This window comes from Sulfitobacter sp. EE-36, from assembly GCF_000152605.1.
Taxonomy (GTDB): domain Bacteria; phylum Pseudomonadota; class Alphaproteobacteria; order Rhodobacterales; family Rhodobacteraceae; genus Sulfitobacter; species Sulfitobacter pontiacus.
In genome coordinates this window covers 1,358,814-1,383,228 of record NZ_CH959310.1, presented here as the reverse complement: position 1 = coordinate 1,383,228, position 24,415 = coordinate 1,358,814, and the positions used below count along the sequence as shown (strand labels likewise).

Annotated in this window: 24 protein-coding genes and 1 tRNA gene; 12 read left to right on the top strand and 13 right to left on the bottom strand. The window is 61.8% G+C overall.

The window, feature by feature from the left end; genetic code table 11:
- Positions 1-277: 277 nt before the first annotated feature.
- A complete protein-coding gene (locus EE36_RS09290) occupies positions 278-496 on the top strand; it encodes a DUF1127 domain-containing protein (protein ID WP_005851636.1) in 219 nt (72 codons plus the stop codon).
- Between the two features lie 133 nt (positions 497-629).
- Here the strand turns inward: EE36_RS09290 and EE36_RS09285 are convergent, their stop codons facing one another.
- The 4 genes from EE36_RS09285 to EE36_RS09270 form a co-directional block, all read right to left on the bottom strand.
- Positions 630-977: a hypothetical protein gene (locus EE36_RS09285; protein WP_005851633.1), complete on the bottom strand. Its 348-nt coding sequence runs from the start codon at positions 975-977 to the stop codon at positions 630-632.
- Between the two features lie 109 nt (positions 978-1,086).
- Positions 1,087-1,959 (bottom strand): 50S ribosomal protein L11 methyltransferase, encoded by an 873-nt coding sequence (locus tag EE36_RS09280; protein ID WP_005851631.1) that lies wholly within the window; start codon positions 1,957-1,959, stop codon positions 1,087-1,089.
- Between the two features lie 59 nt (positions 1,960-2,018).
- Positions 2,019-3,251, bottom strand: a complete 1,233-nt coding sequence (locus EE36_RS09275; RefSeq protein ID WP_005851629.1) for an MFS transporter — start codon at positions 3,249-3,251, stop codon at positions 2,019-2,021.
- 143 nt (positions 3,252-3,394) lie between these two features.
- A complete protein-coding gene (locus EE36_RS09270; protein ID WP_156785530.1) occupies positions 3,395-5,590 on the bottom strand; it encodes a primosomal protein N' in 2,196 nt (731 codons plus the stop codon).
- A gap of 118 nt (positions 5,591-5,708) precedes the next feature.
- Between EE36_RS09270 and fsa the strand changes: the two genes are divergently transcribed.
- The 3 genes from fsa to EE36_RS09255 all read left to right on the top strand — a co-directional run bounded on the left by fsa (position 5,709) and on the right by EE36_RS09255 (position 8,262).
- Complete coding sequence (gene fsa / locus EE36_RS09265) at positions 5,709-6,362, top strand: fructose-6-phosphate aldolase (RefSeq protein WP_005851626.1); 654 nt, start codon at positions 5,709-5,711, stop codon at positions 6,360-6,362.
- Between the two features lie 248 nt (positions 6,363-6,610).
- Positions 6,611-7,318, top strand: coding sequence for a DUF484 family protein (locus tag EE36_RS09260; RefSeq protein ID WP_005851624.1), 708 nt, complete (start codon positions 6,611-6,613; stop codon positions 7,316-7,318).
- Complete coding sequence (locus EE36_RS09255) at positions 7,315-8,262, top strand: tyrosine recombinase XerC (protein WP_005851621.1); 948 nt, start codon at positions 7,315-7,317, stop codon at positions 8,260-8,262. The genes EE36_RS09260 and EE36_RS09255 overlap by 4 nt, the downstream gene beginning before the upstream one ends.
- Here the strand turns inward: EE36_RS09255 and meaB are convergent.
- Positions 8,259-9,230: a methylmalonyl Co-A mutase-associated GTPase MeaB gene (gene meaB / locus EE36_RS09250; protein ID WP_005851619.1), complete on the bottom strand. Its 972-nt coding sequence runs from the start codon at positions 9,228-9,230 to the stop codon at positions 8,259-8,261. The two genes, EE36_RS09255 and meaB, sit on opposite strands and share 4 nt — an antisense overlap.
- Before the next feature lie 110 nt (positions 9,231-9,340).
- On the opposite strand from meaB, the gene hrpB reads away from it, so the two are divergent.
- A complete protein-coding gene (gene hrpB / locus EE36_RS09245) occupies positions 9,341-11,755 on the top strand; it encodes an ATP-dependent helicase HrpB (protein WP_005851617.1) in 2,415 nt (804 codons plus the stop codon).
- On the opposite strand, the gene EE36_RS09240 is transcribed toward hrpB, so the two are convergent.
- The 4 genes from EE36_RS09240 to EE36_RS09225 form a co-directional block, all read right to left on the bottom strand.
- Positions 11,729-12,118, bottom strand: a complete 390-nt coding sequence (locus EE36_RS09240) for a DoxX family protein (RefSeq protein ID WP_005851615.1) — start codon at positions 12,116-12,118, stop codon at positions 11,729-11,731. The two genes, hrpB and EE36_RS09240, sit on opposite strands and share 27 nt — an antisense overlap.
- Positions 12,118-12,612 (bottom strand): peptide-methionine (R)-S-oxide reductase MsrB, encoded by a 495-nt coding sequence (gene msrB / locus EE36_RS09235; RefSeq protein ID WP_005851613.1) that lies wholly within the window; start codon positions 12,610-12,612, stop codon positions 12,118-12,120. The genes EE36_RS09240 and msrB overlap by 1 nt, the downstream gene beginning before the upstream one ends.
- A 404-nt stretch (positions 12,613-13,016) precedes the next feature.
- Positions 13,017-13,709, bottom strand: coding sequence for an anti-sigma factor (locus EE36_RS09230; protein WP_005851611.1), 693 nt, complete (start codon positions 13,707-13,709; stop codon positions 13,017-13,019).
- Positions 13,706-14,248 (bottom strand): sigma-70 family RNA polymerase sigma factor, encoded by a 543-nt coding sequence (locus tag EE36_RS09225; protein ID WP_005851609.1) that lies wholly within the window; start codon positions 14,246-14,248, stop codon positions 13,706-13,708. Before EE36_RS09225 ends, EE36_RS09230 begins: the two co-directional genes overlap by 4 nt.
- Positions 14,249-14,553: 305 nt before the next feature.
- On the opposite strand from EE36_RS09225, the gene EE36_RS09220 reads away from it, so the two are divergent.
- Positions 14,554-15,756, top strand: a complete 1,203-nt coding sequence (locus tag EE36_RS09220; RefSeq protein ID WP_005851607.1) for an FAD-binding oxidoreductase — start codon at positions 14,554-14,556, stop codon at positions 15,754-15,756.
- A 102-nt stretch (positions 15,757-15,858) separates the two neighbouring features.
- Positions 15,859-16,695, top strand: a complete 837-nt coding sequence (locus tag EE36_RS09215) for an NAD(P)-dependent oxidoreductase (protein ID WP_064216193.1) — start codon at positions 15,859-15,861, stop codon at positions 16,693-16,695.
- Positions 16,696-16,802: 107 nt separating this feature from the next.
- On the opposite strand, the gene EE36_RS09210 is transcribed toward EE36_RS09215, so the two are convergent.
- The 4 genes from EE36_RS09210 to EE36_RS09195 form a co-directional block, all read right to left on the bottom strand.
- Positions 16,803-17,510, bottom strand: a complete 708-nt coding sequence (locus EE36_RS09210) for an SDR family oxidoreductase (protein ID WP_005851604.1) — start codon at positions 17,508-17,510, stop codon at positions 16,803-16,805.
- 182 nt (positions 17,511-17,692) lie between these two features.
- Positions 17,693-17,782 (bottom strand) — tRNA-Ser (locus EE36_RS09205).
- A gap of 254 nt (positions 17,783-18,036) precedes the next feature.
- On the bottom strand, positions 18,037-19,134 hold the full coding sequence (gene ychF, locus EE36_RS09200) for a redox-regulated ATPase YchF (RefSeq protein ID WP_005851601.1): 1,098 nt from the start codon (positions 19,132-19,134) through the stop codon (positions 18,037-18,039).
- Positions 19,135-19,193: 59 nt separating this feature from the next.
- Positions 19,194-19,385, bottom strand: a complete 192-nt coding sequence (locus tag EE36_RS09195) for a hypothetical protein (protein ID WP_005851599.1) — start codon at positions 19,383-19,385, stop codon at positions 19,194-19,196.
- Positions 19,386-19,562: 177 nt separating this feature from the next.
- Here EE36_RS09195 and trpA point away from each other — a divergent pair, with 177 nt between their 5' ends.
- The 5 genes from trpA to EE36_RS09170 all read left to right on the top strand — a co-directional run bounded on the left by trpA (position 19,563) and on the right by EE36_RS09170 (position 24,407).
- Positions 19,563-20,354 (top strand): tryptophan synthase subunit alpha, encoded by a 792-nt coding sequence (gene trpA / locus EE36_RS09190; protein WP_005851597.1) that lies wholly within the window; start codon positions 19,563-19,565, stop codon positions 20,352-20,354.
- A 97-nt stretch (positions 20,355-20,451) separates the two neighbouring features.
- A complete protein-coding gene (locus EE36_RS09185) occupies positions 20,452-21,618 on the top strand; it encodes an alpha-hydroxy acid oxidase (RefSeq protein WP_005851596.1) in 1,167 nt (388 codons plus the stop codon).
- A gap of 226 nt (positions 21,619-21,844) precedes the next feature.
- Entirely contained in the window at positions 21,845-22,492 is a 648-nt protein-coding gene (locus EE36_RS09180; RefSeq protein WP_005851594.1) for a 50S ribosomal protein L25/general stress protein Ctc, read from the top strand.
- A gap of 152 nt (positions 22,493-22,644) precedes the next feature.
- On the top strand, positions 22,645-23,376 hold the full coding sequence (gene pth / locus EE36_RS09175) for an aminoacyl-tRNA hydrolase (RefSeq protein ID WP_005851592.1): 732 nt from the start codon (positions 22,645-22,647) through the stop codon (positions 23,374-23,376).
- The gene (locus EE36_RS09170) at positions 23,373-24,407 is read left to right on the top strand and encodes a DUF2332 domain-containing protein (RefSeq protein ID WP_005851590.1); all 1,035 of its coding nucleotides are present in this window, start codon (positions 23,373-23,375) and stop codon (positions 24,405-24,407) included. Before pth ends, EE36_RS09170 begins: the two co-directional genes overlap by 4 nt.
- Positions 24,408-24,415: the final 8 nt, after the last annotated feature.

The following is a 24,415-nucleotide window of genomic DNA, read 5'->3' as shown; positions in this document are numbered from 1 at the left end:
AACATCCACCAAGGTTTTTGCACCGCGCCACACAAAAGTCACAATTCAACCTGCAACCTGAATTTCGGGGCGGGTTACGACGCTCAAGACGCTGAAAACGACCCCCGCGCCAATAGCGGAAAACCCCTTATCCATAGGCGCTAAACCGCCAAATGCTGCTATGCAGCAAACGCAGAACACACATGCGCCGGTGTGTGTTGTGAAGTGTTTTCATTCTGCCTAATTGCACAGCGCACCGCCGGATTATCCGGCTTTTCTTTATTCAAGGATGGCTCCAATGGCTGTTTACTATAATACCCCAACCACCTACGGCACCGCCGCTGCTGTTAACCGCTTTTTCGCGCATCTTGGCGACGTTGTCGGCAGCATCATCAAATGGAACGACGCACGTGTCACACGCAACGCCCTGTCCGCGCTGTCCGACCGTGAACTCGACGATATCGGTCTGGTCCGTGGCGACATCGAACGCGTCGCAATGAACCACTTCATCCGCTAAGGGTCGATGTTTCATAGCGCCCAAGGGGCTGCCAACCCAAAGCACAAGCCACGCACATCTGAATGATCTGCGTGGCTTCATTTATTCTACGACAGTGAAATATGACGGTGCAGGCCACCGTCCCGCAGCGTCCCTATCCGCGAAAGACCGGCCCCAGCTTACGGGCAAGCGTTTGCGTCACCGGATCGACCTGCAAAACCCAAGCCCCCGCCTGCTCGATCACGGTGCCCTGCGCCAAACTGTCCAGCCTGCTGTCATAGGCCGTGGGGCCAATCGCCGCCAGAACGAACCCTTTGAAGCAGACGAACAGGACCACCAACGCGACCAGTAATTTGGTCGGCACCCGCAGGCTGCGCCGCGCCGGCCGCGCGACAACCAGCCCGTCAGCGCGGATGGTGGTGTAATAGCCCCGCGCGAGCTTGACGTTCTTACTCTCTAAACTCTTTACGCGTGTCCCAAATTGTTGACGAGCATCAACCATGGCAGCCTCTAGTCGCTAAAGGCCCCCACCTCTCGCAAGATCATAATAAAGCAAGAATGTGTCAAATTCTCTGCATTTCGACCTTGTTCGTGGCGAAAAGTGACAAAGATTATGGCATTTTCTGGACAGTCAACGTGGTCCAGTCACCAATCACCTCTCGGTTCACAAGATTGATGCCGGATTGCGCATAAACCTCGATCACGTCATCCGCCTGTTCGTTTAAAATGCCAGATAGAATCGCATAGCCCTCGGGGGCCAGCGCCTCGGCCATATCGGGGGCAAGTGCGACCAGCGGCCCTTTCAGGATGTTGGCGAATACCAGATCGAAGGGCGCGCGCGATGCCAGTTCGGGATGGTCAAACCCCGCGGCCTCGACGCAGATCAAACGGTCGGCCAGATTATTCGCGGCCGCATTGGCGCGGGCCACGTCGACGGCAACCTCGTCGATGTCGCTGGCCAAAACGGGGTTCGGCCAGATGCGCGCCGCCGCCATCGCCAGCACCGCTGTACCGCAGCCGATATCTGCCACGTTCTGCCCGACCATGCCGCCGTTCGCCAACCGGTCCAACGCGCGCAAGCAGCCTAATGTGGTGCCGTGGTGCCCGGTGCCAAAGGCCATTGCCGCCTCGATCAACAGCGGCTCGCAGTCTTCGGGCACCTTGTCCGCGTCATGGCTGCCGTAAACAAAAAACCGCCCCGCTTCGACCGGCGACAGCTCGCGGCGCACATGGGCGACCCAATCGGTTTCCGGCAGCTCTGACACGACAAATTCCTTCGCCCCCATAGAGGCCGCCAACACCGCCAGCGCCGTCTCATCCGGGCGTTCCTCGAAATAGCCGCCGACTTCCCACAGGCCCGAGCCGTCTTCCATCTCGAAAACGCCGACACCGGTGGGTTCTGGCACCAGCCGCTCCATCGCCTCGCCCAAAGCATAGGCGGGCTTGCGTCCTTCAAGGGTCGTCAAAGCTGTGAATGTTGGCATGGGAAACTCCGTCAGGATCGCCGATATCGCCGCGCGGCATCCGGCTGTGTCAGGGGATGCTACTCGGCCGGGGCCGGCAGTGGATTGGAAAAGATCGTCTCGTGGCCCGGCACGGGATGGCGCGGGATCATCAGCGACAGCAACAGCGACACCAGCGCCATCCCCGCCGCAAGGAAAAAGACCGCCGCGGGCGAGATCAGCCACAGCAGCCCCAGCCCCACAGGCAGGAACACCGCCGCGATATGGTTGATGGTAAAGGCCACCGCCGCCGTGGGCGCGATGTCGGCAGGGTCGGCGATCTTCTGGAAATAGGTCTTGAGCGCAAGCGCCAGCGCAAAGAACATGTGATCCAGCACATAAAGCGTCGCGGCCACCACCACGCCCCAGCCCAGATAATAGACGCCGCCATAGGCCAGAAACACGATGATCAACCCGACGTATTCAAAGCTCAACGTGCGGCGTTCGCCAAAGAAGCCGACTGCACGGCCCATCAGCGGGGCAAAGATCATATTGGCGATCAGGTTGATCAGATAGAGCAGGGTGATTTCATGCACATCAAAGCCAAAGCGTTCGACCATCATGAAGCCCGCAAAAACGACAAAGATCTGCCGCCGCGCGCCAGACATGAATTGCAGCGCATAATACAGCCAGTACCGCTTGCGCAGCACCATCTTCTTGACCTGCGGTGTCGGGGCCTCGAACTGCGGATAGGCCAGCAACGCGACCAGCGCGATCACCGCCGTCACCCCGCCGCCAATCAGATAAACGATGTTATAGGACAGCGACAAGGTATCCCATAGCGCCATGATCGCCAGATAGGCGACCAGCGTCGCCGCCGACCCCGCTGCCATCAGCCAGCCAATCATGCGCGGCGCGTCCTCGATCTTGAGCCACTGCAGCTGCAGCGACTGGTTCACCGTCTCGTAATAGTGAAACCCGATAGAGCTGAGCATGGTGATCGTCAGGATACCGCCCATCGACGGGAACCACGCGGTCAGCGCCGTCGCCACCCCCAGCAGCACCAGCGACACCAACCCCAATACCTGTTCGCGCACGAACAGGATAATCGCGATCACGCCGACCGCCAGAAAGCCCGGTATCTCGCGCACCGTATGCAGCAACCCGATGTCTGATCCGTCGAACCCGGCGACCTCGATCACAAAGTTATTCAGCAGCGCCGACCATGTGTTGAAGGCAATGGGCATCGCCAGCGCCATCAGGAACAGCAGCGCCACGGGGCGGCGCCAGAACGGTTGATGCTTGGCATCTTCAAGGGTCACATATTGGGTCATGGGCAATTCCTTACCCCCGTTCCTGCCCCTTGACGAGATCAAATCACCCGCCTCACGCGCATGCTCCGCGCAACCGCAGCTTCCAAATGGCCCAAAATCCTCGCCGAAGGCCCTTGCCCCACAGGGGCAAGCGCGTCGCACCGCTAATAAAAACTCTGCGGGTCAATATCGACGGCGATGCGCACATCATTCTTCAACCGCAGCTGTGCGACCCATTTCGCCAATGCCTCTTGCAAGGGGGCGGCCTTTTCGGCCTTGATCAACAGCCGCACCCGATGGCGCCCGCGCACCCGTGCGATTGGCGCGGGCGCGGGCCCATAGACCTGCGCGCCGACGGCCCGCAGCGGCGCATCCTGTCGCGCCAGCTGGTTGCCCGCATCAAACAGCGCGGCCACATCGGGGCCGCTCAGGATGATGCCCGCCATCCGGCCATAGGGCGGCACGCCGGCGTGGCGGCGCTCTCCGGCTTCGGCTTTCCAGAACCCCTCCTCATCCCCTGCCAGAATGGCGCGGATCACCGGGTGATCCGGCTGAAAGGTCTGCAACAGCGCGGTGCCCGGAGCCTCGGCCCGTCCGGCGCGCCCCGCCACCTGCCGCATCAACTGATAGGTTCGTTCTGCCGCGCGCAGGTCCGATCCCATCAGCCCCAGATCCGCGTCGATGACCCCCACCAGCGTGAGGTTGGGAAAATTGTGCCCCTTCGCAACCAGCTGCGTACCGATGATGATATCCGCCGCCCCGTCGGCGATCCCTGCAATCTCGGCCTTGAGCGCGCGGGCCGAACCGTACATGTCCGAGCTTAGCGTCGCGACCCGCGCCTCGGGCCAAAGGGCGGCGGCTTCTTCACCCAGACGTTCCACCCCCGGCCCCACGGCAGCCAGCTTGCCTTCGACCTCGCACGAGGGGCAGACCTCGGGCATGGGCTTGCTTTCGCCGCATTGGTGGCAGACCAGCCGTTTGAGGTAGCGGTGTTCGACCATCCGCGCATCGCAGTGATCGCAGCCGATCTGATGCCCGCAGGCGCGGCACAGGGTCACCGGCGCATAGCCGCGGCGGTTGATGAACAGCATCGCCTGCTCGCCCCGTTCCAGCCGCTTGTCGACCTCGACCTTCAACGTGGGCGACACCCATTTATCGCTCGGCAGGCCTTCGCTGCGCATGTCGATCGCGCCCATCGTCGGCATCACCGCCGGCCCAAAACGCGATGTTAGCTCGACCCGCGTATATTTGCCCGCCTCGGCGTTGGCCCAGCTTTCCAACGACGGTGTGGCAGAGGCCAGAACCACCTGCGCCCCGCAGATGGACGCCCGCAGCACGGCCATGTCACGGGCGTTATACAGCACGCCTTCTTCCTGCTTGTACGAGGTGTCATGTTCCTCGTCGACGACGATCAGACCAAGGTTCTGGAACGGCAGAAACAGCGCCGACCTCGCACCGATCACCACCTGAGCCTGTCCCTGCCCGACCATTTTCCAGATGCGACGCCGCTCTGTCATGGTGGCACCCGAATGCCATTCCGCAGGCTTTGCGCCAAACCGCGCCTGCACACGGTGCAAGAACTGTTCGGTCAGCGCGATTTCCGGCAGCAGCACCAAAGCCTGCCTGCCGGATTTCAGCGCGGCGGCCACGGCCTCCAGATAGACTTCGGTCTTGCCCGATCCGGTCACACCCCGCAGCAAGGTGGTGCCATATGTGCCCGAGGCCACCCCCGCCGCCAGCAGCGCCGAGGCGGAGGCCTGATCATCCGTCAATTCTTTGCTGGGCAAGCTCGGGTCCATGCGCATGAACGGCAAATCGCGCGGGCTGTCCTGTTCCAGCACTGCGCCCTGGGTCACCAACCCCTTGATCACCGACGCCGTCACCCCCGACATCTCGGCCAGTTCCTTGAGCGTGAACGAAAGGTCGCCATACTCCGCCAGAGTGTCCAACACGCGACGCCGCGCGTCGGTCATCCGGTCAGGCTCCCCCTCGCCGCGCCGGTAAATCTTGCGCATCGACGGCGGGTCGCCCAGCCCCGGCGCACGCGTCGCCAGCCGCAACATCGCGGGCATCGGCGTCAGCGTATATGCGGCGGCACGGGTCAGAAAACTGCGCAGTTCTTTGCGCATGGGGGCCGCATCGAGCACGCGGATCACCGACCGTATCTTGGACAGCTCGTAATCCCCCTGCCCAGCGCCCCAGACAACACCGATCACTTTGCGCGGACCCAAAGGCACCTCGACGAAGGCACCCATATGGCAGCCGCCTTCGGGCGCTTTGTAATCCAGCGCACGGCCCAGCGGCTGGGTGGTCATCACGGCCACCAGCTCATTTGCATGAAAAAATTCTGGCGGTTTCACCAATCGCTCCGGAACGAGGTTACGGGAATTAGGGTTCCAGCTTGGCGGATGATGCGCTAAAGCCCTAGGCGACAGACATAGCCATTCCTGCTGCCTATTCCAACCTGAAGGACGTAACATGAAATTCTTCGTAGATACCGCCGAAATCGATGCCATCGCCGAGCTGAACGATCTGGGCATGGTAGACGGGGTAACAACAAACCCGTCGCTGATCCTGAAATCCGGCCGCAACATTCTGGAAGTCACGAAAGAGATCTGTGATCTGGTCGACGGCCCCGTCTCTGCCGAAGTTGTCGCGACCAAAGCGGACGACATGATCGCCGAAGGCCGCAAACTGGCCGAGATCGCGGAAAACATCACCGTGAAGCTGCCCCTGACATGGCACGGTCTGAAAGCCTGTAAAGTGCTGTCGGACGAGGGCAAGATGGTCAACGTCACGCTCTGCTTCTCGGCGAACCAGGCGTTGATCGCCGCCAAGGCCGGTGCCACCTTCATCTCGCCATTCATCGGGCGTCTGGATGATATCAACCTTGACGGTATGGACCTGATCCAGGACATCCGCACGATCTATGACAACTACGGGTTCGAGACTGAAATCCTCGCCGCGTCGATCCGTACCGTGAACCACGTGCTGGATGCCGCGCGTATCGGTGCCGATGTCATGACCGCCCCGCCAGAAGTGATCAAGAAGCTGGCCGCGCACCCGCTGACCGACAAGGGGCTCGAGACCTTCATGGCCGATTGGGCAAAGACAGGTCAGAACATCCTCTGATCCCGCCTTAAGGCGACGACAAAGGGGCACGCGCGTCACAAGCTGCGCGTGCCCACCATGATCTGCATGTGCCCGTAGCTGGCCCGTGCCCTCGCAGAAAACCGCAGCAGCCTCGCCCTGCCTCTGACCCGTCCATGCACGGCGAGCGGGCGGTTTGACGCCGAAAAACCAGCCATACGCCAAAAGAAAAAAGCAGATTTAGCCTGACGCGCATGCTATGTCAGTGCCAAATATAAAAAGAGACCCGCATGAGCAGTAACCACAAGATCGAAGATTCCCTTCGGGAAGCGATTATTTCACAGCCCGACGTCATCCTTGACGACAACGACGTGATGCAGGCCCTGATCGCCGCGAATGAACGCGCGATGGGGGGCAATATTGTCGATCTGCGCGGCATCGCCATGGACCGGCTGGAAACACGTCTCGACCGGCTCGAGGACACGCACCGCAACGTGATCGCCGCGGCCTATGAAAACCTTGCGGGGACCAACCAGATCCACCGCGCGATCCTGCGCATGCTTGACCCTGTAGACTTCGAACCCTTCCTCAAGGATCTCGGGGGCGAGGTTGCCGATATCCTGCGGGTCGACGCTGTGCGGCTGGTGCTGGAATCTGCCGAGAATGACGATGATCCCGCGATCAAGCGCTTGGGCGATGTGCTGAACGTCGCCGAACCGGGTTTTATTGACGACTACCTGTCGCACGGGCGCGGCGGCACGGTGCGTCAGGTGACCCTGCGCGGTGTGCAGCACAGCCCCGAACATATCTACGGCGGCGCGGCGGATTGGATCCGGTCGGAAGCCTGCCTGAAACTGAACTTTGGCGCGGGCCGTTTGCCGGGCCTGCTGATCCTTGGCTCCGAAGACCCGCATATGTTCAGCCCGCAACAGGGCACCGACCTGCTGGGCTTCTTCGCTGGCGTGTTCGAGCGGACGATGCGCCGCTGGCTGTCTTGAGCGGGGCAAACGCGCTTTTGATCAGCCCCGCCGCGCGGGACGCCCTGCAAAGCTGGCTGGACCATCAACGCGCCCTGAAAGGGGCTGCCGAGAACACGATCACCGCCTATCAGGGGGATCTGGTCGATTTCCTTGCGTTCATGACGCTGCATAAGGGCGACAGCCAAGGCTTGGGCGCGCTGTCACAGATCACCATCTCGGACATGCGCGCCTGGATGGCGCAGACCCGCAGTGGGGATGTCGGGCCACGGTCGATGGCGCGCAAGCTGTCGGCGGTCAAGGCGTTCTATCGCTGGCTGGCAGAGCGCGAGGGGTTCGAGCCTACCGCCGTGCTGTCGACCAGATCGCCGAAGTTTCCCAAAAAGCTGCCCCGCCCGTTGGCGATTGATGCCGCTCAGGCGATGATCGACAGCGTGGAAATGCAGTCGCGTCACGCCTGGGTCGCCGCGCGGGATGTGGCGGTTCTGACCCTGCTGTGGGGGTGCGGGCTGCGGATATCCGAAGCGCTTGGCCTCAAGGGGGCCGACGCGCCCCTGCCCGAGGTGCTGCGTATCATCGGTAAGGGCGGTAAGGAACGGGTGGTGCCCGTGCTCCCTGCGGCGCGCGATGCCGTGGATGCCTATCTGCGCGTCTGCCCCTTTGGGAAGGAACGGGATGCGCCGCTGTTTCGCGCAATGCGCGGCGGGCCTTTGGCGGCGCGGGCGATATCGCAGGTGATGGCGGATGCACGGATGCAGCTTGGCCTGCCTGCCAGCGCCACACCCCACGCGCTGCGCCACAGCTTTGCCACGCATCTGCTGGATGCGGGGGGCGATCTGCGTGCGATCCAAGAGCTTTTGGGCCATGCGTCGCTCTCGACCACGCAGGCCTATACGGCTGTTGATACCGCGCGTCTGATGGATGTCTATAACCGCGCCCACCCCAAGGCGGGCGGCGGCAGTTAACGGTCCAGCTGGGTGACGAAATCCTGCGCGGCTTTGGTGGGGTCCGCCAGCCCCTGTGCCACACGATCGCTAAGCTCGGTCAACGCGGCCTTGGCCTTGGGCTTTTCCAACTGCGCAAGCAACGCCTGCTTTACCGCCTGTTCAAACCAGTAGCGGGCTTGTGCGGCACGGGCATGTTGCCAGAACCCTTCGGCGCGGCGCCATTCGGTGAGCGCCTCTACCTCTGCCCATGCCTCGTCCAGCCCGTTTTCCTCCAGCGCTGACACCATCATTGCCTTGGGAAACCCCTTGGGGTCTTGCGGCCGTTTGCGCAGCAACCGCAGGGCACCGGCGTAATCGGCACAGGTCCGCGACGCGGCGGGTTTCAGATCCCCATCGGCTTTGTTGATCACGATGATATCCGCCATCTCCATAATGCCGCGCTTGACGCCTTGCAGCTCGTCCCCGCCCGCGGGGGCCAGCAACAGCATGAAAACATCGGACATCTCTGCTACCACCGTCTCTGACTGGCCGACACCGACCGTTTCGATCAGCACCACATCAAAACCTGCGGCCTCGCACAGGGTCACCGCCTCGCGGGTGCGGCGGGCCACGCCGCCCAGATGCGTCTGGCTGGGCGACGGGCGGATGAAAGCATCGCGTTCGCGCGACAAGAGGTCCATCCGCGTCTTATCCCCCAGGATCGACCCGCCCGAACGCGAAGAGGACGGATCAATCGCCAGCACCGCGACCTTGAGCCCGCGCCCGATCAGCATCATGCCGAAGCTTTCGATAAAGGTGGATTTCCCCACACCCGGCGTCCCCGACAACCCGATCCGCAGCGCCTCGCGCCCCTTGGGCAGCGCGGCAAGCAGCTCTGTCGCCTGCGCACGGTGATCCTCGCGACCGGATTCGATCAAGGTGATCCCCCGCGCCAGCGCGCGGCGCTCCCCTGCTGCGATACCCTTTGCCAGATCGTCGATGTTCATAGGTTCTGCCCCTCACGCCCTTTGGCCCATGTTTCGATCCCGGCGGCGCAAATGTCCAGACCGCAGGCCGGGTCTTGGCCCCGCGCCGGGTTTCGCCCATAACCACGCGTATGGCTTTTACCCTTCCCATTGATGATGTGATGCCGCAGGTGATCGACGCGCTGCGCGACCAGGGCCGCGTTGTGCTGCAAGCGCCCCCCGGTGCAGGCAAGACCACGCGCGTGCCGCTGGCGATGCTGGACGCGGGGCTGACCACCGGCCGCATCCTGATGCTGGAACCGCGCCGCCTTGCCGCGCGTGCCGCTGCCGAACGGATGGCTGCGACCTTGGGCGAAGAACCGGGGCAAACCGTGGGCTTTCGCGTCCGCGGTGCCAGCGCCGTCAGCAAATCCACCCGCATCGAGGTCGTGACCGAGGGCATTCTGACCCGCATGCTGCAAGACGACCCCGACCTGCCCGGTGTCGGTGCGGTGATCTTTGACGAATTCCACGAAAGATCCCTGAACGCGGATCTGGGCCTCGCGCTTTGCCTAGAGGTGGCCGAAGCGCTGCGCGATGACCTGTTGATCGTCGCCATGTCCGCCACGCTGGACGCCGCCCCCGTCGCCGCCCTGATGCAGGCTCCGGTGGTCACCTCCGAAGGGCGCAGCTTTCCGGTGACGCCCCATTGGCTGGACCGGCCCGTAGGCAAGCAACGGTTCGAGCAGGCAGTCGCCGATCTGGTGTTGCACGCGCTGGATACCGCCCCCGGATCGGCGCTGGTGTTCCTGCCCGGCGAAGGTGAAATCCGACGGGTTGAAAGCGCGCTGGCGGGACGGCTGCCCGCCGATTGCACGCTCGCCCCGCTGTTCGGAGCGATGGACTTCAAAGCGCAGCGCGCTGCGATTGCACGGGCCAAAACAGGCCGCAAGGTCGTGCTCGCGACTTCTATCGCGGAAACCTCGCTGACCATCGAAGGGGTGCAGATCGTGGTGGACGGGGGCCGCGCGCGGCGGGCGCAGTTCGATCCGTCCTCTGGCATGTCGCGGCTGATCACCGACCGCGTGACCCGCGCCGAAGCGACGCAGCGCGCGGGCCGTGCGGGGCGTGTGTCGCAAGGCACTGCGTTCAAACTCTGGACCCGCGGCGAGGAAGGCGCGCTGGCCGCTTACCCCCCCGCCGAGATAGAGGCCGGCGATCTATGCGCCTTCGCGTTAGAGCTCGCGGTCTGGGGGGCGCAGGCCGATGAACTGAAGTTCGTGACCCCGCCCCATGCAGGCCGTCTGGCAGAAGCGCAGGCCGTGCTGCACATGCTGGGGGCGCTGGATGCGACGGGTCGGATCACAGAGCATGGCCGCAGCTTGGCGAAGATGCCGCTGCATCCCCGTCTGGCGCATATGGTCGCCAAAGGCGGGCGCAACGCCCCGACGCTGGCCGCGATCCTGTCGGAGCGTGACCCCTTGCGCGGCGGCTCTGTCGATCTGGCGCTGCGTCTGGATGCGGTCGCGGGCAAGCGCGTCCCGGCCGAGGTCAACCACGCTGCCCTTTCACGCATCAAGCAAGACGCCAAACGGCTGGCCAGAGGGCAAACCGGTGACGGCCCCAATACGCTGGGGGTGCTGGCAGCCCTTGCTTACCCCGACAGGGTCGCACTGCTGCGCAAGGGCGACGCGCCGCGATACGTTATGTCGGGCGGCAAAGGCGCGATCCTGTCCGAGAGCGATCCGCTGGCGGGGGAACGTTTGCTGGTGGCGACCGATCTTGACGGCGACCCGCGAGAAGCACGCATTCGCCAAGCCGCGCGCCTGTCCGACAGCGATCTGCGGGGCAGCTTCGCGGATCAGATCGGATGGCATAAACTCTGCGTCTGGTCCCGCCGCGAGGGCCGCGTGCTGGCGCGGCAGCAGGAACGTTTTGGTGCATTGGTGCTGGACGACAGGGCGTGGTCCGACGCCCCTGCCGAAGACATAGCGCTGGCCATGCTCGACGGGGCGCGGCAGCTGGGACTGATGCCCGGCAAAGCGGCGGCGCTGTTTCTGGCGCGGGCGCGGCTGATGGGCGATGATTTCCCCGATTTCAGCGAGGATCACCTGCTTGAGACCTTGGAGGATTGGTTGCCCGGTCATCTGACAGGTGTCCGCAGCACCGCCGACTGGAAGGCGTTTGACCTGCTGCCTGCCCTGACTGCGCGGCTTAGCTGGGACGACCAGCAAGCGCTTGATCGTGCCGCGCCTGCGCATTTCACCACGCCGCTGGGGCGCAAGATCGCAATTGATTATAGCGAAACGCAGCCCCAGATCGCCCTGCGTCTGCAAGAGGTCTTTGGCACCACCCGTCACCCCATGATCGCAGGGCAGCCCTTGCAGATCACGCTGCTGTCCCCCGCGCAGCGACCCGTGCAGGTGACCACCGATCTGCCGGGGTTTTGGGCTGGGTCCTATGCTGATGTGCGCAAGGACATGCGCGCCCGCTATCCACGTCACCCTTGGCCCGAAGACCCGACGCAGGCCGATCCGACGCTACGGGCCAAACCCCGCGGCACCTGAGGCCGCGCGATGTCGAGCGGCGTGCCCTGCGAGTACCAGTAATCCGCCCGCAATCGCCCAGTTCTTGACAAAGATCGACATCTGCCACGGGTCATCAGGTATGAAGTGAAAAATGCTCGTTGCCATGCAATAAAGCGCGAGTGCTGCGCTCATGGGGGCGAGCCAGAGACCGAAGATCAGGCTGATCGCCGCCACCCCGTTAAACAGCATCGCGGGCCAGACGAGGAACACGGGCAATCCGCGATCCGACAGCAACCCCTGTGCCGCTGCAGGGTCGACCAGCTTTTGTACAAATCCCGCGACGAAAAGGGCCGCCAAAAGCAGGCGGCCCGTGTAAATCGCAATCCTCTCAACCCGCTGCATCAGGCGGCGGCGGGCGTAAAGGTCATCGCCAAACCGTTAATACAGTGGCGTTTGCCCGTGGGTGCAGGACCATCATCGAACACATGGCCCAGATGGCCGCCGCAGCGGTCGCAATGCACCTCGGTCCGCGTGGTAAAGAACCCCTTGTCCGGCATCGTTTCGACAGCATCGTCCAGTGGGGCGAAGAAGCTTGGCCAGCCGGTGCCGCTTTTGAACTTGGTCTCGGAGCTGTAAAGCGCCTGATCACAACCCTTGCAGTGGAACACGCCTTTGCGGACCTCATCATTCAGCGGGCTGGTAAATGCGCGTTCGGTATCCCCCTCGCGCAGGACGGCATATGCGTCATCGCCCAGTTGCGCGCGCCATTCGGCAGGGGTGCGACTGACTTCAAAGTCGCCCTGTGCCACGGTCCCGGCCTGCGCCGCCGCGCCTACGCCAAACGGCAAGGCCGCCATCGTCATCGTTGTGCATTTCAGGAAATTCCGGCGTTTCATAATGCCCCCTTAAGGTTGCGGTACTGCGGATAGATTGGATGTCTGTTGAAAGGGCCGCCGGACGTCGCGCGTGGCGCTGACATCCGGCGGTACTCGTTACAAGGCACGCGAGGTGCCGATACTGGATAAACCCGTTGGCGGAATGCATGGTTCCACGCCAACAAACTCGTTACCAAACCGCGCCAAAAACACGGCACGGTCCCTCAGCGACATGGGCTTGCAACCAGTGTCGGCCTGAGTTGTGGAAATACACGGAAGTAGAAAACGAGAAGTTTCACCGAAAACGCAAAAAACCGCAGTTTTTATTAAACTTTCTCAAATACCCTTAAGAAACAAATACTTCCCCCACATGAAAGCGGGCGAAGTATTTGTTTAAAAAGTCAGCGAACCCGATAAAACCCGGATTACAGTTCAGACATAGCCCCTGCGGCCAGGACATCGCCCGTAGGCGCACCCGTGGGCGAGCCGCCGATAGGTTCATCCGAAATCGCCAGCGTGATCTGTGCCGCCTGGCTGCGCAGCTCTGCCGGAACAAGAATCCGCGTCGTCTCGCTGTCGGGAAGAACGCCCAAGGAAACCGGAGCCTGATCGGGCAGGATCGCCCAAAGTTCTAGCACACGACCCTCGTTCGCGGCGCCCGAAACGCGGCGCAGCGCGATCTCGTGCTTGATCGGTTCGACCACGGCCAGCACTTGCAACGGGCTGGTGTCGCTGACCAGCTGTGCGGCCAGAACGGTCGGTTGATCGCCCGGACGTGTGTTGATCTCAAGCAGTTGCACGCCAAGGTAGCCCGCAAACAGCAGCGATGCCATCGCCACCCCCTGCCAGAGCCACAAACGTTGCAGGATCGAAACCCGCTGCTTCGGGAAGACCTGCGCCATCAGCTTTTTCTTCACGCGCGCGGGCGGCGAGACGGGATCGATTCCGTCGGTCATTGCGGTCAGGCGTTCCTGCCAGAAGACAACGCGGTCTGCGAAATCACGTTCAGTCGCAATGCGATGACGCGCCGCGATCATATCGTCGTCAGACGACAGGCCCAGCACCATTTCGGCGGCCAGAAGATCATCATCATGGGGTGTTTCAGGCGTTTGGGTCATTGGCTCATACACTCCCGCAGGGCGATCAGGCCACGGCGCAGCCAGGTTCGCATCGTATTCAGCGGCACGCCAAAGCGTTCAGCCAGATCGGAATAGGTCTCGCCATCCAGATAGGCACCCCGAATGGCTTTGCCACGGTCTTCTTCCAGCGTATCAAGACAGCCCGACAGGCGCGACGCCTCTGACGAGGCAACGGCGTATTGTTCGGGCGTGGGACCGGGGGAGACAAGTTCAAAACCGGGCGTATTCACGTCCTGATGGCCTTTTTTGCGGGCCCGCAGACGGTCGATAGAGGTATTTCGCGCAATGGTGATCAGCCAAGTCATCGGGCTCAGGCCATTGGCATTATACTTATCGGCATTGTTCCAGATTTTGACGAAACTGTCTTGCATGGCGTCCTCTGCTGCGGCGCGTTTGTTCAACACACGCAGACAAACCCCGAAAAGTTTCGCAGAAACACGATCATAGAGCTGGTCAAACGCCGCGCGGTCTTTCAACGCGACACGGGCAATCAAGTTTTCGATTTCTTGTCGGTCCATTTGCACGGGCCATTTCTCCACCTGAACGGGTTTCCAGCGTTACACCGAAACCTACGGCACTCACTACATTTGTCCAGCAAAGCGTTGTCATTGGACGGTTTTGTGTAACCCAGGCGCATCGCGTTGGCCAATGGGTAATCTATCGCGCGGCAAGCGGGCGCGGAAATGGCCCCCCGCGTTCACAAGCTATGGACGGGGGCCTGTGTTGCGCGTTTAGTCGTGGCAGGGCTGCCTTGTTGTACACCGCTGCACGGCATCCCGTCTGTCTGGCCCCTATGTGGCCCATATGTGGAAGGAGTATCGCGATGCCGCAGCCCAATCACAGCACCTATGACGTTGTCATTATCGGTGGCGCGATCTTTGGATCGTCGGTCGCATGGTGGCTGACCCAGATGGCCGGTTTTGACGGCAAGGTTCTGGTGGTCGAACGCGACCCCACCTATGAATACGCCGCCACCAGCCATACCAACAGTTGCATCCGCCAGCAGTTCAGCTCGGCCATCAACGTGAAGGTGTCGCAGTTCGGGGCCGAGTTTATCAAGAACTTCCGCCGGTTTATGGGCGATGATCCAGAGGTGCCGCATCTGGCGTTGCAGAGTTTTGGCTATCTCTACCTCGCGGACACGCCCGAGTTTGCGCAGACGCTGCAACAGAACCAGCAGATACAGGTGGCACTGGGGGCGGGCACGCAACACATGACCGCCGCCGAGGTCGCTGCCGCTTACCCGTTCTATCAGCTTGATGACATCATTGCCGCCAACCACAACCGCGTGGATGAAGGCTATTTCGACGGCGGTACCATGTTTGACTGGTTCAAGCGCATGGCTCGCCGCAACGGAGTGGAATACCTGCACGACGAAGTGACCGCGATGACCAAAGCCGCCGATGGCACATCCGTCACCCATGTCACGCTGAAATCCGGCGCAACGGTGGCCTGCGGGACGGTGGTCAACGCCTCTGGCCCGCGGGCGGCCGCGACGGCGGGCATGGCCGGCATCACCCTCCCGGTCGAGCCGCGCAAACGCTATACCTTTGTGTTCGATGCCGCCAAACCGCTGGACCGCGACCTGCCGCTGACAATCGACCCGTCGGGGGTGCATTTCAGGACCGAAGGGAAATACTACATGGCGGGCTGCCCCCCGCGCGAAGATCCTGCGGTCGCCTATGACGACTTTGCCTTTGATCACAGCCTTTGGGAAGACAAGGTGTGGCCCGCCATCGCCACCCGCGTCCCGCAGTTCGATCAGGTCAAGGTGATCAACGAATGGGTCGGGCACTACGATTACAACACGCTGGACCAGAACGCGATTGTCGGGCCGCACAGTGTGGTCGAGAATTTTCTGTGCCTGAACGGGTTCTCCGGTCACGGGCTGCAGCAGGCACCCGCCCTTGGACGTGGCATCGCTGAATGGATCGCCTATGGCGCATACCGCACGTTGGACCTAAGCCCCTACGCCTACCGCCGGATCGAGGAAAACCAATCGCTGATTGAAAAGGCGGTGATTTGATCCCCCTGCCCCGATGACATACCCATGCCAGGCAACACCCCTTTGTGCGGGCGCGCAGGCTTGCTTGGCCTCGCAAAACGATAGTGGAAGGAAAACGACATGATGAAGAAACTGGTTCTGACGGGGGCCGCAGGGCGGCTTGGGTCCTACCTGCGTGAACCCCTGTCCAAGATGTGCCAAGAACTGGTCAGCACCGACATCGTCGATGACATCGGCAAGCTCTACGAAGGCGAAAGCTACGCCAAGGCCGATGTCGCCGTCTATGACCAGATCGCGCCGCTGCTGGAGGGTGCCGATATGGTTGTCCACTTCGGCGCCATCGTCGACGAAAAACCCTTCGAGGAACTGCTGGGGCCGAATTTCGTGGGGTCCTACAACGTGTGGGAAGCTGCCTATCAGCACGGGCTTCAACGGGTCGTCTATGCTTCCTCCATCCACGCTGTGGGCATGCACAAGAAATCCGACTTCATCGGCATCGACGCGCCCCACAAGCCCGATACATTCTACGGCCTCGCCAAATGCTTTAGCGAAGACCTTGCGTCCATGTATTGGGACAAACGCGGGCTAGAGGCCGTGTGCCTGCGCATCCTCAGCTGCGCGCAGGTCAACAACACCCGCGCCTTGGGATCGTGGCTGTCCTATGACGATCTGATCCAGCTGGTCACCCGCGCCATCGATACGCCATCGGTCGGCTTCAGCGTGGTCTACGGCGTGTCCAATAACGACCGCGCGCCGGTGGACAATGCCAAAGCGTCCTTCCTCGGCTATCGCCCGAAAGACAACGCAGAGCAGTTCGCCGAGAAGATCCTTGCCGAAGCACCACCGGTCGATCTGAAAGACCCCGGCCAAATGCACCACGGTGGCCCCTTTGCCGCGGTCGACCTCGGCGAGAGCGGCGTGGCGTCGATGAACATCGTCAACGACAAGAAAACCACCTGATGCCTTGAGGGCGGGGCGGGGCTTCACCCCCGCCCCCATGCTTCACGTGACGCGATGTTTGGGACGGCACCCGTCTTGCCAGCAGGCGCGACAGGTGCCCCCGCGTCTCACAATTCGATGCGGATATCGTGGATCCACAGTTTTGGCGGCCGCGAGAGCACAAAGACCACCACATCCGCCAGATCGTCAGGCTCGGTAAAGATATGGTTGGGCACATCCTCCCCCGCCTTCGAGAACATCCCCGTGTTCGTCCCCGACTGGTAAACTCCGCCCACGCGCACGCCGGTGTTTTCCTCGTCCGCTTTCAGCACCTCGGTAAAGCCCCGCACCCCGTATTTCGTGGCGGTATAGACAGATTGCCCGGCCTGCGCGACGACGCCGGACTTGGAGACGACATTCAGAATGATCCCCTCGTCATTCGCGCGCAGCGCCGGAATGGCGGCTTGCGTGATCTGCATCAAACCCGTCAGATTGGTCTGCACGGTCGCCTGCAAAAGCTGCGGCGGGATCTCATCCAGCGGACCGGTTTTGTGCCAGATGCCCGCATTGTTGATCAGAATATCCAGCCCGCCAAATGCGGCTGTCACCTGCTCCACCGCCCCGCTGATCGCATCCGGGTTCTGGATATCACAAGGAATGCCGATCGCTTCGCTGGCACCAGCGGCGACGCATTCAGCCTCTACCGCAGCCAGACGGTCAGCATCGCGCCCCAGAATGGCCAGACGCGTCCCTACTGCCGCGAGTTTAAGGCAAATATGCCGCCCGATACCATCACTGCCACCAGTGACGATGATACGCTTGTTCTTTAATTCCATGATCCGCTCCTGAGTATTACACCCCCTCTACCCCACCTCCTTTCCTCGCGAAAGCATGGGCGCACGGTTTGCAAAAGGCCGGTAGCGGCGAAATTGTCGGAGCAGAAAGCCAAGCGCAACGTCGCGCCCCATCTCGGGCCGCGCAACACCTGATCAAGTATGTAGCTAAATGTCTAGGTGTATGGCGGAGACGAAGGGATTCGAACCCTCGAGACCCTTCCGGGCCTACTCCCTTAGCAGGGGAGCGCCTTCGACCACTCGGCCACGTCTCCGTCGACGCGTATATCCAAGAAAACGCATGGGGCACAAGCGGTAATCTCAGAAAATACCGGGAATGTCGGGATCGCGGGGATCGCGGAGGATATCGGGGGCGGGATACGGCTTGCGGCGCTATGCGCGCAGCGCTGGTCGGGGGCATTCGCGGGCCCAGGGCGGAGGCGGGCAGAGCCGTGGGGCGATGGAAGCGGGAGGTGCCGCTCGCGCGCCAGATCGGCGGGCCGCCTGGAAAGCGGCCCGTAGGATTGGATCAGGTGTTGAACAGGAAGTGCAGCACGTCGCCGTCTTTGACGGTGTAGCTTTTGCCCTCGGCGCGCATCTTGCCGGCTTCCTTGGCGGGGCCTTCACCGCCCAAGGCCACGAAATCGTCATAGGCGATGGTTTCGGCGCGGATGAAGCCTTTTTCAAAATCACCGTGGATCACGCCAGCGGCTTTCGGCGCAGAGGTGCCAGCCTTGATCGTCCAGGCGCGGGCCTCTTTCGGGCCGACGGTGAAGTATGTCTCAAGGTGCAGCAGCTCGTAGCCCGCGCGGATCAACCGATCAAGCCCGGCTTCCTCTAGTCCCATCTCGTCCAGGAACATACTGGCCTCTTCGGGCTCCAGCTGGCTAATTTCTTCCTCGATCTGGGCAGAGATCACGACATGGCTATTGCCCTGCGCCGCGGCCATTTCCGCGACTTTGGCAGAAAGGGCATTGCCCTCGGCCGCTTCGGATTCACCGACGTTGCAGACATAGAGCACCGGCTTGGTTGTCAGCAATTGCAGCATGCGCCAGGCTTTTGCGTCATCCGCGTCAACCTCGACGGTGCGCGCGGGCTTGCCGTTTTCGATGGCTTCTTGCGCGGCGGCCAGCAGGCGGTCTTGCTGCGCTGCGTCTTTATCGTTGCCCTTGATCTTGCGGACCAGACCGGCACGGCGTTTTTCGATGCTTTCCAGATCGGCAAGCATCAGTTCTGTATCGATGGTCTCGGCGTCGGCCACGGGGTCCACGCGCCCTTCGACGTGGGTCACATCGCCGTCTTCAAAGCAGCGCAGCACATGGGCGATCGCGTCCGTCTCGCGGATATTGGCCAGGAACTGGTTGCCGAGGCCTTCGCCTTTGGATGCGCCTTTGACCAAGCCTGCGATGTCCACAAAGGTCATCCGCGTCGGGATAATCTGCTTGGAGCCCGCAATCGCCGCGAGTTTATCGAGGCGCGAATCCGGCACCGCGACTTCACCGACGTTCGGTTCGATTGTGCAGAACGGAAAATTGGCCGCCTGCGCTGCCGCTGTTTTGGTCAGCGCGTTGAAGAGGGTCGACTTGCCGACATTCGGCAGACCCACGATTCCCATCTTAAAGCCCATGACAAGCATCCTTTGTAAGTTGGCGTTGTCCTAGGGATTTGGCCGCCTTTGCGCAAGTCTTAGCGCAGGCGTCGGTCCTCGTGCGTCTGGTAAATCAGGATCCATGCGAGCACGATGAACATCGGATGGGTCAACCCGCCCGAAAAGATCACGGCCGGAATCCAGATCAGGAAGACGATAATCGCCGTGAAGATCCGTCCTGTCAGCAGGATGGAAAGCGGCGGCAACAGCAGGGCGAGTACATAATTCATGCGGTAGATGTAGGCGCAGGCGGCGGGATTTAAAGGACTATGTGATGCACACCTGCATAAATACAGTGCCTTTGGCCCCTGTTTTTCGGAAAATCGCCCAAGCCCACCGGCGGAGTTGGATTGATTTCCCGCGATATATTCGGCATTGCAGCAGGGTAACGTAAAAAGGCCGCCCTCATGACACGTATCGACGCCAAATTCGCTGACCTCAAATCCCAAGGCAAGAAAGCCTTTGTCGCCTATGTGATGGCAGGCGATCCCGACTTTGACACGTCGCTCGAGGTGGTGCGCGGCCTGCCTGGCGCGGGCGTCGATATTATCGAACTGGGGCTGCCGTTTACCGATCCGATGGCCGATGGCTCTGCCATTCAGCTGGCGGGACAGCGCGCGCTTGAAGGCGGGATGACGCTGGACAAGACGCTGGCGCTTGCCGCGGCGTTCCGCGAACAGGATGACACGACCCCGATCGTGCTGATGGGCTATTACAACCCGATCTACTCCAAAGGCGTGGATACATTCCTTGAGGCCGCCAAGAAGGCCGGCGTGGACGGGCTGATTGTCGTGGACCTGCCACCGGAAGAAGACGCCGAGCTGTGCCTGCCCGCGCAAGCTGCCGGTATGAACTTTATCCGCCTTGCGACCCCTACGACCGATGACAAACGCCTGCCGCGGGTTGTGCAGAACACCTCGGGCTTTGTGTATTACGTGTCGATCACCGGCATCACCGGCTCTGCCGAAGCGGATGCGGGCGATGTCGCCCCCGAGGTTGAGCGCATCCAGAACGCCAGCGGCCTGCCCGTGATTGTCGGGTTCGGTGTGAACACCCCCGCCAAGGCCGAAGCCATTGCAAGCGTTGCTGATGGGGTTGTTGTCGGCTCTGCCATCGTGTCGAAAATCGCGGATGGGCTGCCTGTCGAAGACGTGCTGAGCTTTGTCAAAACCCTGTCGGATGGTGCGCATCGGGCCTAAGCGCCCGGCTCGACGCCCGATGTCGTGGCGTAAAGCAATTGATTTCAACGGGCCGTATTGGTTAGATCATCTGACCAATACATAGGAACTTGCCACCATGCCCGTGATCACCACCATCGACGACCTCAAGCGCCTGCATGAACGCCGCGTGCCGCGGATGTTCTATGACTACGCGGAATCGGGCAGCTGGACAGAGCAGACCTTTCGCGAGAACACGACCGATTTTGAACAGATCCGCCTGCGCCAGCGCGTCGCCGTGGATATGAGCGGGCGCAGCACCAAGACACAGATGATCGGGCAGGATGTGGCGATGCCTGTGGCGCTGGCCCCTGTCGGGCTGACCGGCATGCAGCACGCTGACGGAGAGATCAAAGCCGCCCGCGCCGCCGAAGCCTTTGGCGTGCCCTTCACCCTGTCGACCATGTCCATCAATTCGATCGAGGATGTGGCAGAGGCGACGACGAAACCCTTCTGGTTCCAGCTTTATACCATGCGCGACGAAGACTATGTCGCGCGACTGATCCAGCGCGCCAAGGATGCGAAATGCTCGGCCCTTGTCATCACGCTTGATCTGCAAATCCTTGGCCAGCGCCACAAGGATCTGAAGAACGGCCTCTCTGCCCCACCCAAGCTGACCGCCAAAACGCTCGCCAATCTGGCAACCAAATGGAGCTGGGGCATCGGCATGATGGGGGCCAAGCGGCGCAGCTTTGGCAATATCGTGGGCCATGTGCACGGCGTCGACGACACAGCCAACCTTGGCGCATGGACGGCAGAGCAATTCGACCCCACCCTCGACTGGGGCAAGATCGCCAAGCTGAAAGAGCAATGGGGCGGCAAGGTTATCCTCAAGGGTATTCTTGACGCCGACGATGCACGGATGGCGCTGAAAGTCGGGGCGGATGCGATCATCGTCAGCAACCACGGCGGGCGCCAGCTGGACGGGGCGATCAGCTCTATCAGGGCGCTGCCGTCAATCCTGGAGGCCGTGGGCGACCAGATCGAAGTCCATCTGGACAGTGGAATCAGGTCCGGTCAAGACGTGCTCAAGGCGATAGCGATGGGGGCCAAAGGCACCTATATCGGGCGCGCCTTCATCTACGGGCTTGGCGCGATGGGTCAGGCCGGGGTTACCTCGGCGCTTGAGGTCATCCACAAGGAGCTTGACCTGTCCATGGCGCTTTGCGGTGAAACCTCTGTCGCGGGTTTAGGCAAGCATAACCTGCTTATTCCAAAAGGTTTTGAAGGCGACTGGCAGCCCTGAGCCTGCGCCTTCTTCGCAAAATGCGCCCTCCTTGGCTGATATGTCAGGGCGGGCGGAAACCCTGCGCGCAGCCCCTGCCCCACCCCGCATAGGTCGCAAACCAAAGCCAACTTGCGCAAAAGCGGCGTTTTAGTCTTTCCCAAACGCCCAAACCCGTCTATACGCGCGGCTTCACGCGGACATACAGCCTTGGAGGATGTCCGCCCTAAACATATTGGAGATTACAATGGCTGGAGAGATTCCTGATCTTGAAGCTTTCGAACGCACGGGGACAGGCAAGGGCGCCGCTCGTCAGGCACGTCGCGACGGCATGGTTCCTGGTATCGTATTCGGTGGTGACCTTGATCCGCTGCCGATCAACCTGGACTTTAACAAGCTGCTGACCAAACTGCGCGCAGGCCGCTTCAAGGCGACCCTGTTCAACCTCAAGGTTGAAGGCCAAGAAGACGTCCGCGTCATCTGCCGCGACGTTCAGCGTCACGTTGTTAAAGACCTGCCAACGCACGTCGACCTGATGCGTTTGAAGCGCACCACCAAAATCAACCTCTTCATCCAGGTTGAAGTCGAAGGCGAAGAAGTCAGCCCCGGCCTGAAAAAAGGTGGCGTTCTGACGCTGGTACGTCCCGAAGTTGAACTGGTTGTGACCGCAGGCGATATCCCTGATCACATCACAATCGACGTTTCCGAGCTGGAAATCGGCGACAGCCTGACCATCTCGAGCGTGAAGCTGCCAAACGGCACCAAGCCGGTCATCGACCGTGACTTCGTGATCGCGCAGATCTCCGCGCCTTCCGGTCTGGCCAGCCAGGACGATGATGAAGACGAAGATGTTGCAGCAGACGAAGTGCCCGCAACAGAAGTCAAAGAAGACTGATACCGATATATCCGTCGCGCCTGCGGGCGCGGATGGGTTGAGACGGGGTCGCCATGGGCGGCCCCGTTTTTCGTTGGGGCGTTATTTCGTTTGGCCCCGCGGTCTGCTATCCTTGGCCAAACAAACGTTTTTATCCATTCAAAGGGGTCCGCATGAAACTGATCGTAGGGCTTGGCAATCCGGGTGCCAAATACGCGGGCAACCGGCATAACATCGGCTTTATGGCGCTGGACCGCATCGCGCAGGACCACGGCTTTGCCGGATGGAAGACCAAGCACAACGGGCTAACGGTCGAAGGGCGTTTTGGCGCGGACCGCGTGGTCTTGCTCAAGCCCGAGACATTCATGAACAACTCTGGTCAGTCGGTGCAATCGGCCATGCGGTTCCACAAGCTTGAACCGGCAGATGTGATCGTTTTGCATGACGAAATCGACCTCGCCCCCGGCAAGGTAAAATGCAAGACCGGCGGCGGGCATGCGGGGCACAATGGCTTGCGGTCGATCCATGCGCATATCGGTCCCGACTATGACCGTGTGCGCCTTGGCGTAGGCCATCCGGGGCATAAGGACGCCGTACCGGGCTATGTCCTGCGCGACTTTGCCAAGGCAGAGCAGGACTGGCTGGACGACGTATTGCGCGGGATCAGCGACGGTGCTGCGGAACTGGCGCGCGGCGATACGGCCAAGTTTATGAACGCCGTGGCCTTGCGCGTTGCCCCGCCACGATCCGGCACGCGCACCAAGAAACCCGCGGGCACTGCGGCCAAAGCTCAAGCCGCTGCGCCAAAGCCCGCGCAGCCGGCCCCAACGCCCCCCAAGGCAGAGTCTGCCCCCCAGACCGACGACCGCAGCGCCATGCAAAAACTGCTGGACCGGTTCAAGTGACACTGCAAGAAGCCTTTGAAGAGCAAGCCGTGCATTGCATCGCACTCGGATCTCCCTTCATGGGGCAGTTGATGGGCGTGCTGGCGCGGGATTGGTCCGCCGACACAGCCCTTGGCCGCAAATTTGCAGCGATCAAAGGGGATATCGGCCCGTCGGGCGCGTCCCTTCCCCTGCGCATCGCGGGCGGGCTGCATGCGCTGGTGCTGAAACGCAAAGCGCCTGCGCTGATGGCCGTTTACCCCCCGCACAAGGCGAGCGACCAAGCCCTGTCAGAGGCCGTGCGCGACGCGATCACCACGCATGAAGCCTTCTTGCTTGATTGGACCGACAGCGCGCCGCAAACCAACGAGGTCCGCCGCTCTGCCGCGTTGATCGCCGGGGCCCGCGTCGCGGCGCAGCATTTCAACCTGCCGATCCGCCTGTCCGAACTTGGCGCCAGCGGCGGGCTCAACCTGATGTGGGACCACTTCGTGCTCGAGATCGAGGGGCATCGCTTCGGGTCGAATATGTCCACGATCCTGCTGTCGCCTGACTGGACAGGCAAACTGCCACCGGCGATCAACCCGCAGGTCGAAAAACGTCGCGGTGTTGATCTGAACCCGCTGGACCCGACGCGGCCCGACCACCTGTTGCGGCTGATGTCCTATATCTGGGCGGACCAACCCGAACGCCTGACACTGACGCGGACCGCGACCTCTGTCATGACGGCGCAGGTGCAACGCGGCGATGCGATTGACTGGCTGGCGCGCACCCTGCCCCAATCCCCCGAAGGCTGCCTGCACCTGATCCAGCACACCGTCGCGTGGCAGTATTTCCCCAAAGCGGCACAGGCCCGTGGCAAAGCGTTGATTGAGGCTGCCGGCAAACGCGCCACGCGCAACCGCCCGCTGGCATGGCTGTCGATGGAGCAGGACGGATCGGGCCTCAAGGGGGCCGCGCTGACGCTCAGGCTCTGGCCCGGTGACATCACCCTGCCCTTGGCGCGGGTCGATTTCCACGGTCGCTGGATCGATTGGACCTACACCGGCTGACGCCAAGT

Bases quoted from the DNA above. Each gene is read 5' to 3' on its own strand.
- EE36_RS09290 (WP_005851636.1), top strand. From the start codon at position 278: ATGGCTGTTTACTATAATACCCCAACCACCTACGGCACCGCCGCTGCT.
- EE36_RS09285 (WP_005851633.1), bottom strand. From the start codon at position 977: ATGGTTGATGCTCGTCAACAATTTGGGACACGCGTAAAGAGTTTAGAG.
- EE36_RS09280 (WP_005851631.1), bottom strand. From the start codon at position 1,959: ATGCCAACATTCACAGCTTTGACGACCCTTGAAGGACGCAAGCCCGCC.
- EE36_RS09275 (WP_005851629.1), bottom strand. From the start codon at position 3,251: ATGACCCAATATGTGACCCTTGAAGATGCCAAGCATCAACCGTTCTGG.
- fsa (WP_005851626.1), top strand. From the start codon at position 5,709: ATGAAATTCTTCGTAGATACCGCCGAAATCGATGCCATCGCCGAGCTG.
- EE36_RS09260 (WP_005851624.1), top strand. From the start codon at position 6,611: ATGAGCAGTAACCACAAGATCGAAGATTCCCTTCGGGAAGCGATTATT.
- meaB (WP_005851619.1), bottom strand. From the start codon at position 9,230: ATGAACATCGACGATCTGGCAAAGGGTATCGCAGCAGGGGAGCGCCGC.
- hrpB (WP_005851617.1), top strand. From the start codon at position 9,341: ATGGCTTTTACCCTTCCCATTGATGATGTGATGCCGCAGGTGATCGAC.
- EE36_RS09240 (WP_005851615.1), bottom strand. From the start codon at position 12,118: ATGCAGCGGGTTGAGAGGATTGCGATTTACACGGGCCGCCTGCTTTTG.
- msrB (WP_005851613.1), bottom strand. From the start codon at position 12,612: ATGAAACGCCGGAATTTCCTGAAATGCACAACGATGACGATGGCGGCC.
- EE36_RS09230 (WP_005851611.1), bottom strand. From the start codon at position 13,709: ATGACCCAAACGCCTGAAACACCCCATGATGATGATCTTCTGGCCGCC.
- EE36_RS09225 (WP_005851609.1), bottom strand. From the start codon at position 14,248: ATGGACCGACAAGAAATCGAAAACTTGATTGCCCGTGTCGCGTTGAAA.
- EE36_RS09220 (WP_005851607.1), top strand. From the start codon at position 14,554: ATGCCGCAGCCCAATCACAGCACCTATGACGTTGTCATTATCGGTGGC.
- EE36_RS09215 (WP_064216193.1), top strand. From the start codon at position 15,859: ATGAAGAAACTGGTTCTGACGGGGGCCGCAGGGCGGCTTGGGTCCTAC.
- EE36_RS09210 (WP_005851604.1), bottom strand. From the start codon at position 17,510: ATGGAATTAAAGAACAAGCGTATCATCGTCACTGGTGGCAGTGATGGT.
- ychF (WP_005851601.1), bottom strand. From the start codon at position 19,134: ATGGGCTTTAAGATGGGAATCGTGGGTCTGCCGAATGTCGGCAAGTCG.
- EE36_RS09195 (WP_005851599.1), bottom strand. From the start codon at position 19,385: ATGAATTATGTACTCGCCCTGCTGTTGCCGCCGCTTTCCATCCTGCTG.
- trpA (WP_005851597.1), top strand. From the start codon at position 19,563: ATGACACGTATCGACGCCAAATTCGCTGACCTCAAATCCCAAGGCAAG.
- EE36_RS09185 (WP_005851596.1), top strand. From the start codon at position 20,452: ATGCCCGTGATCACCACCATCGACGACCTCAAGCGCCTGCATGAACGC.
- EE36_RS09180 (WP_005851594.1), top strand. From the start codon at position 21,845: ATGGCTGGAGAGATTCCTGATCTTGAAGCTTTCGAACGCACGGGGACA.
- pth (WP_005851592.1), top strand. From the start codon at position 22,645: ATGAAACTGATCGTAGGGCTTGGCAATCCGGGTGCCAAATACGCGGGC.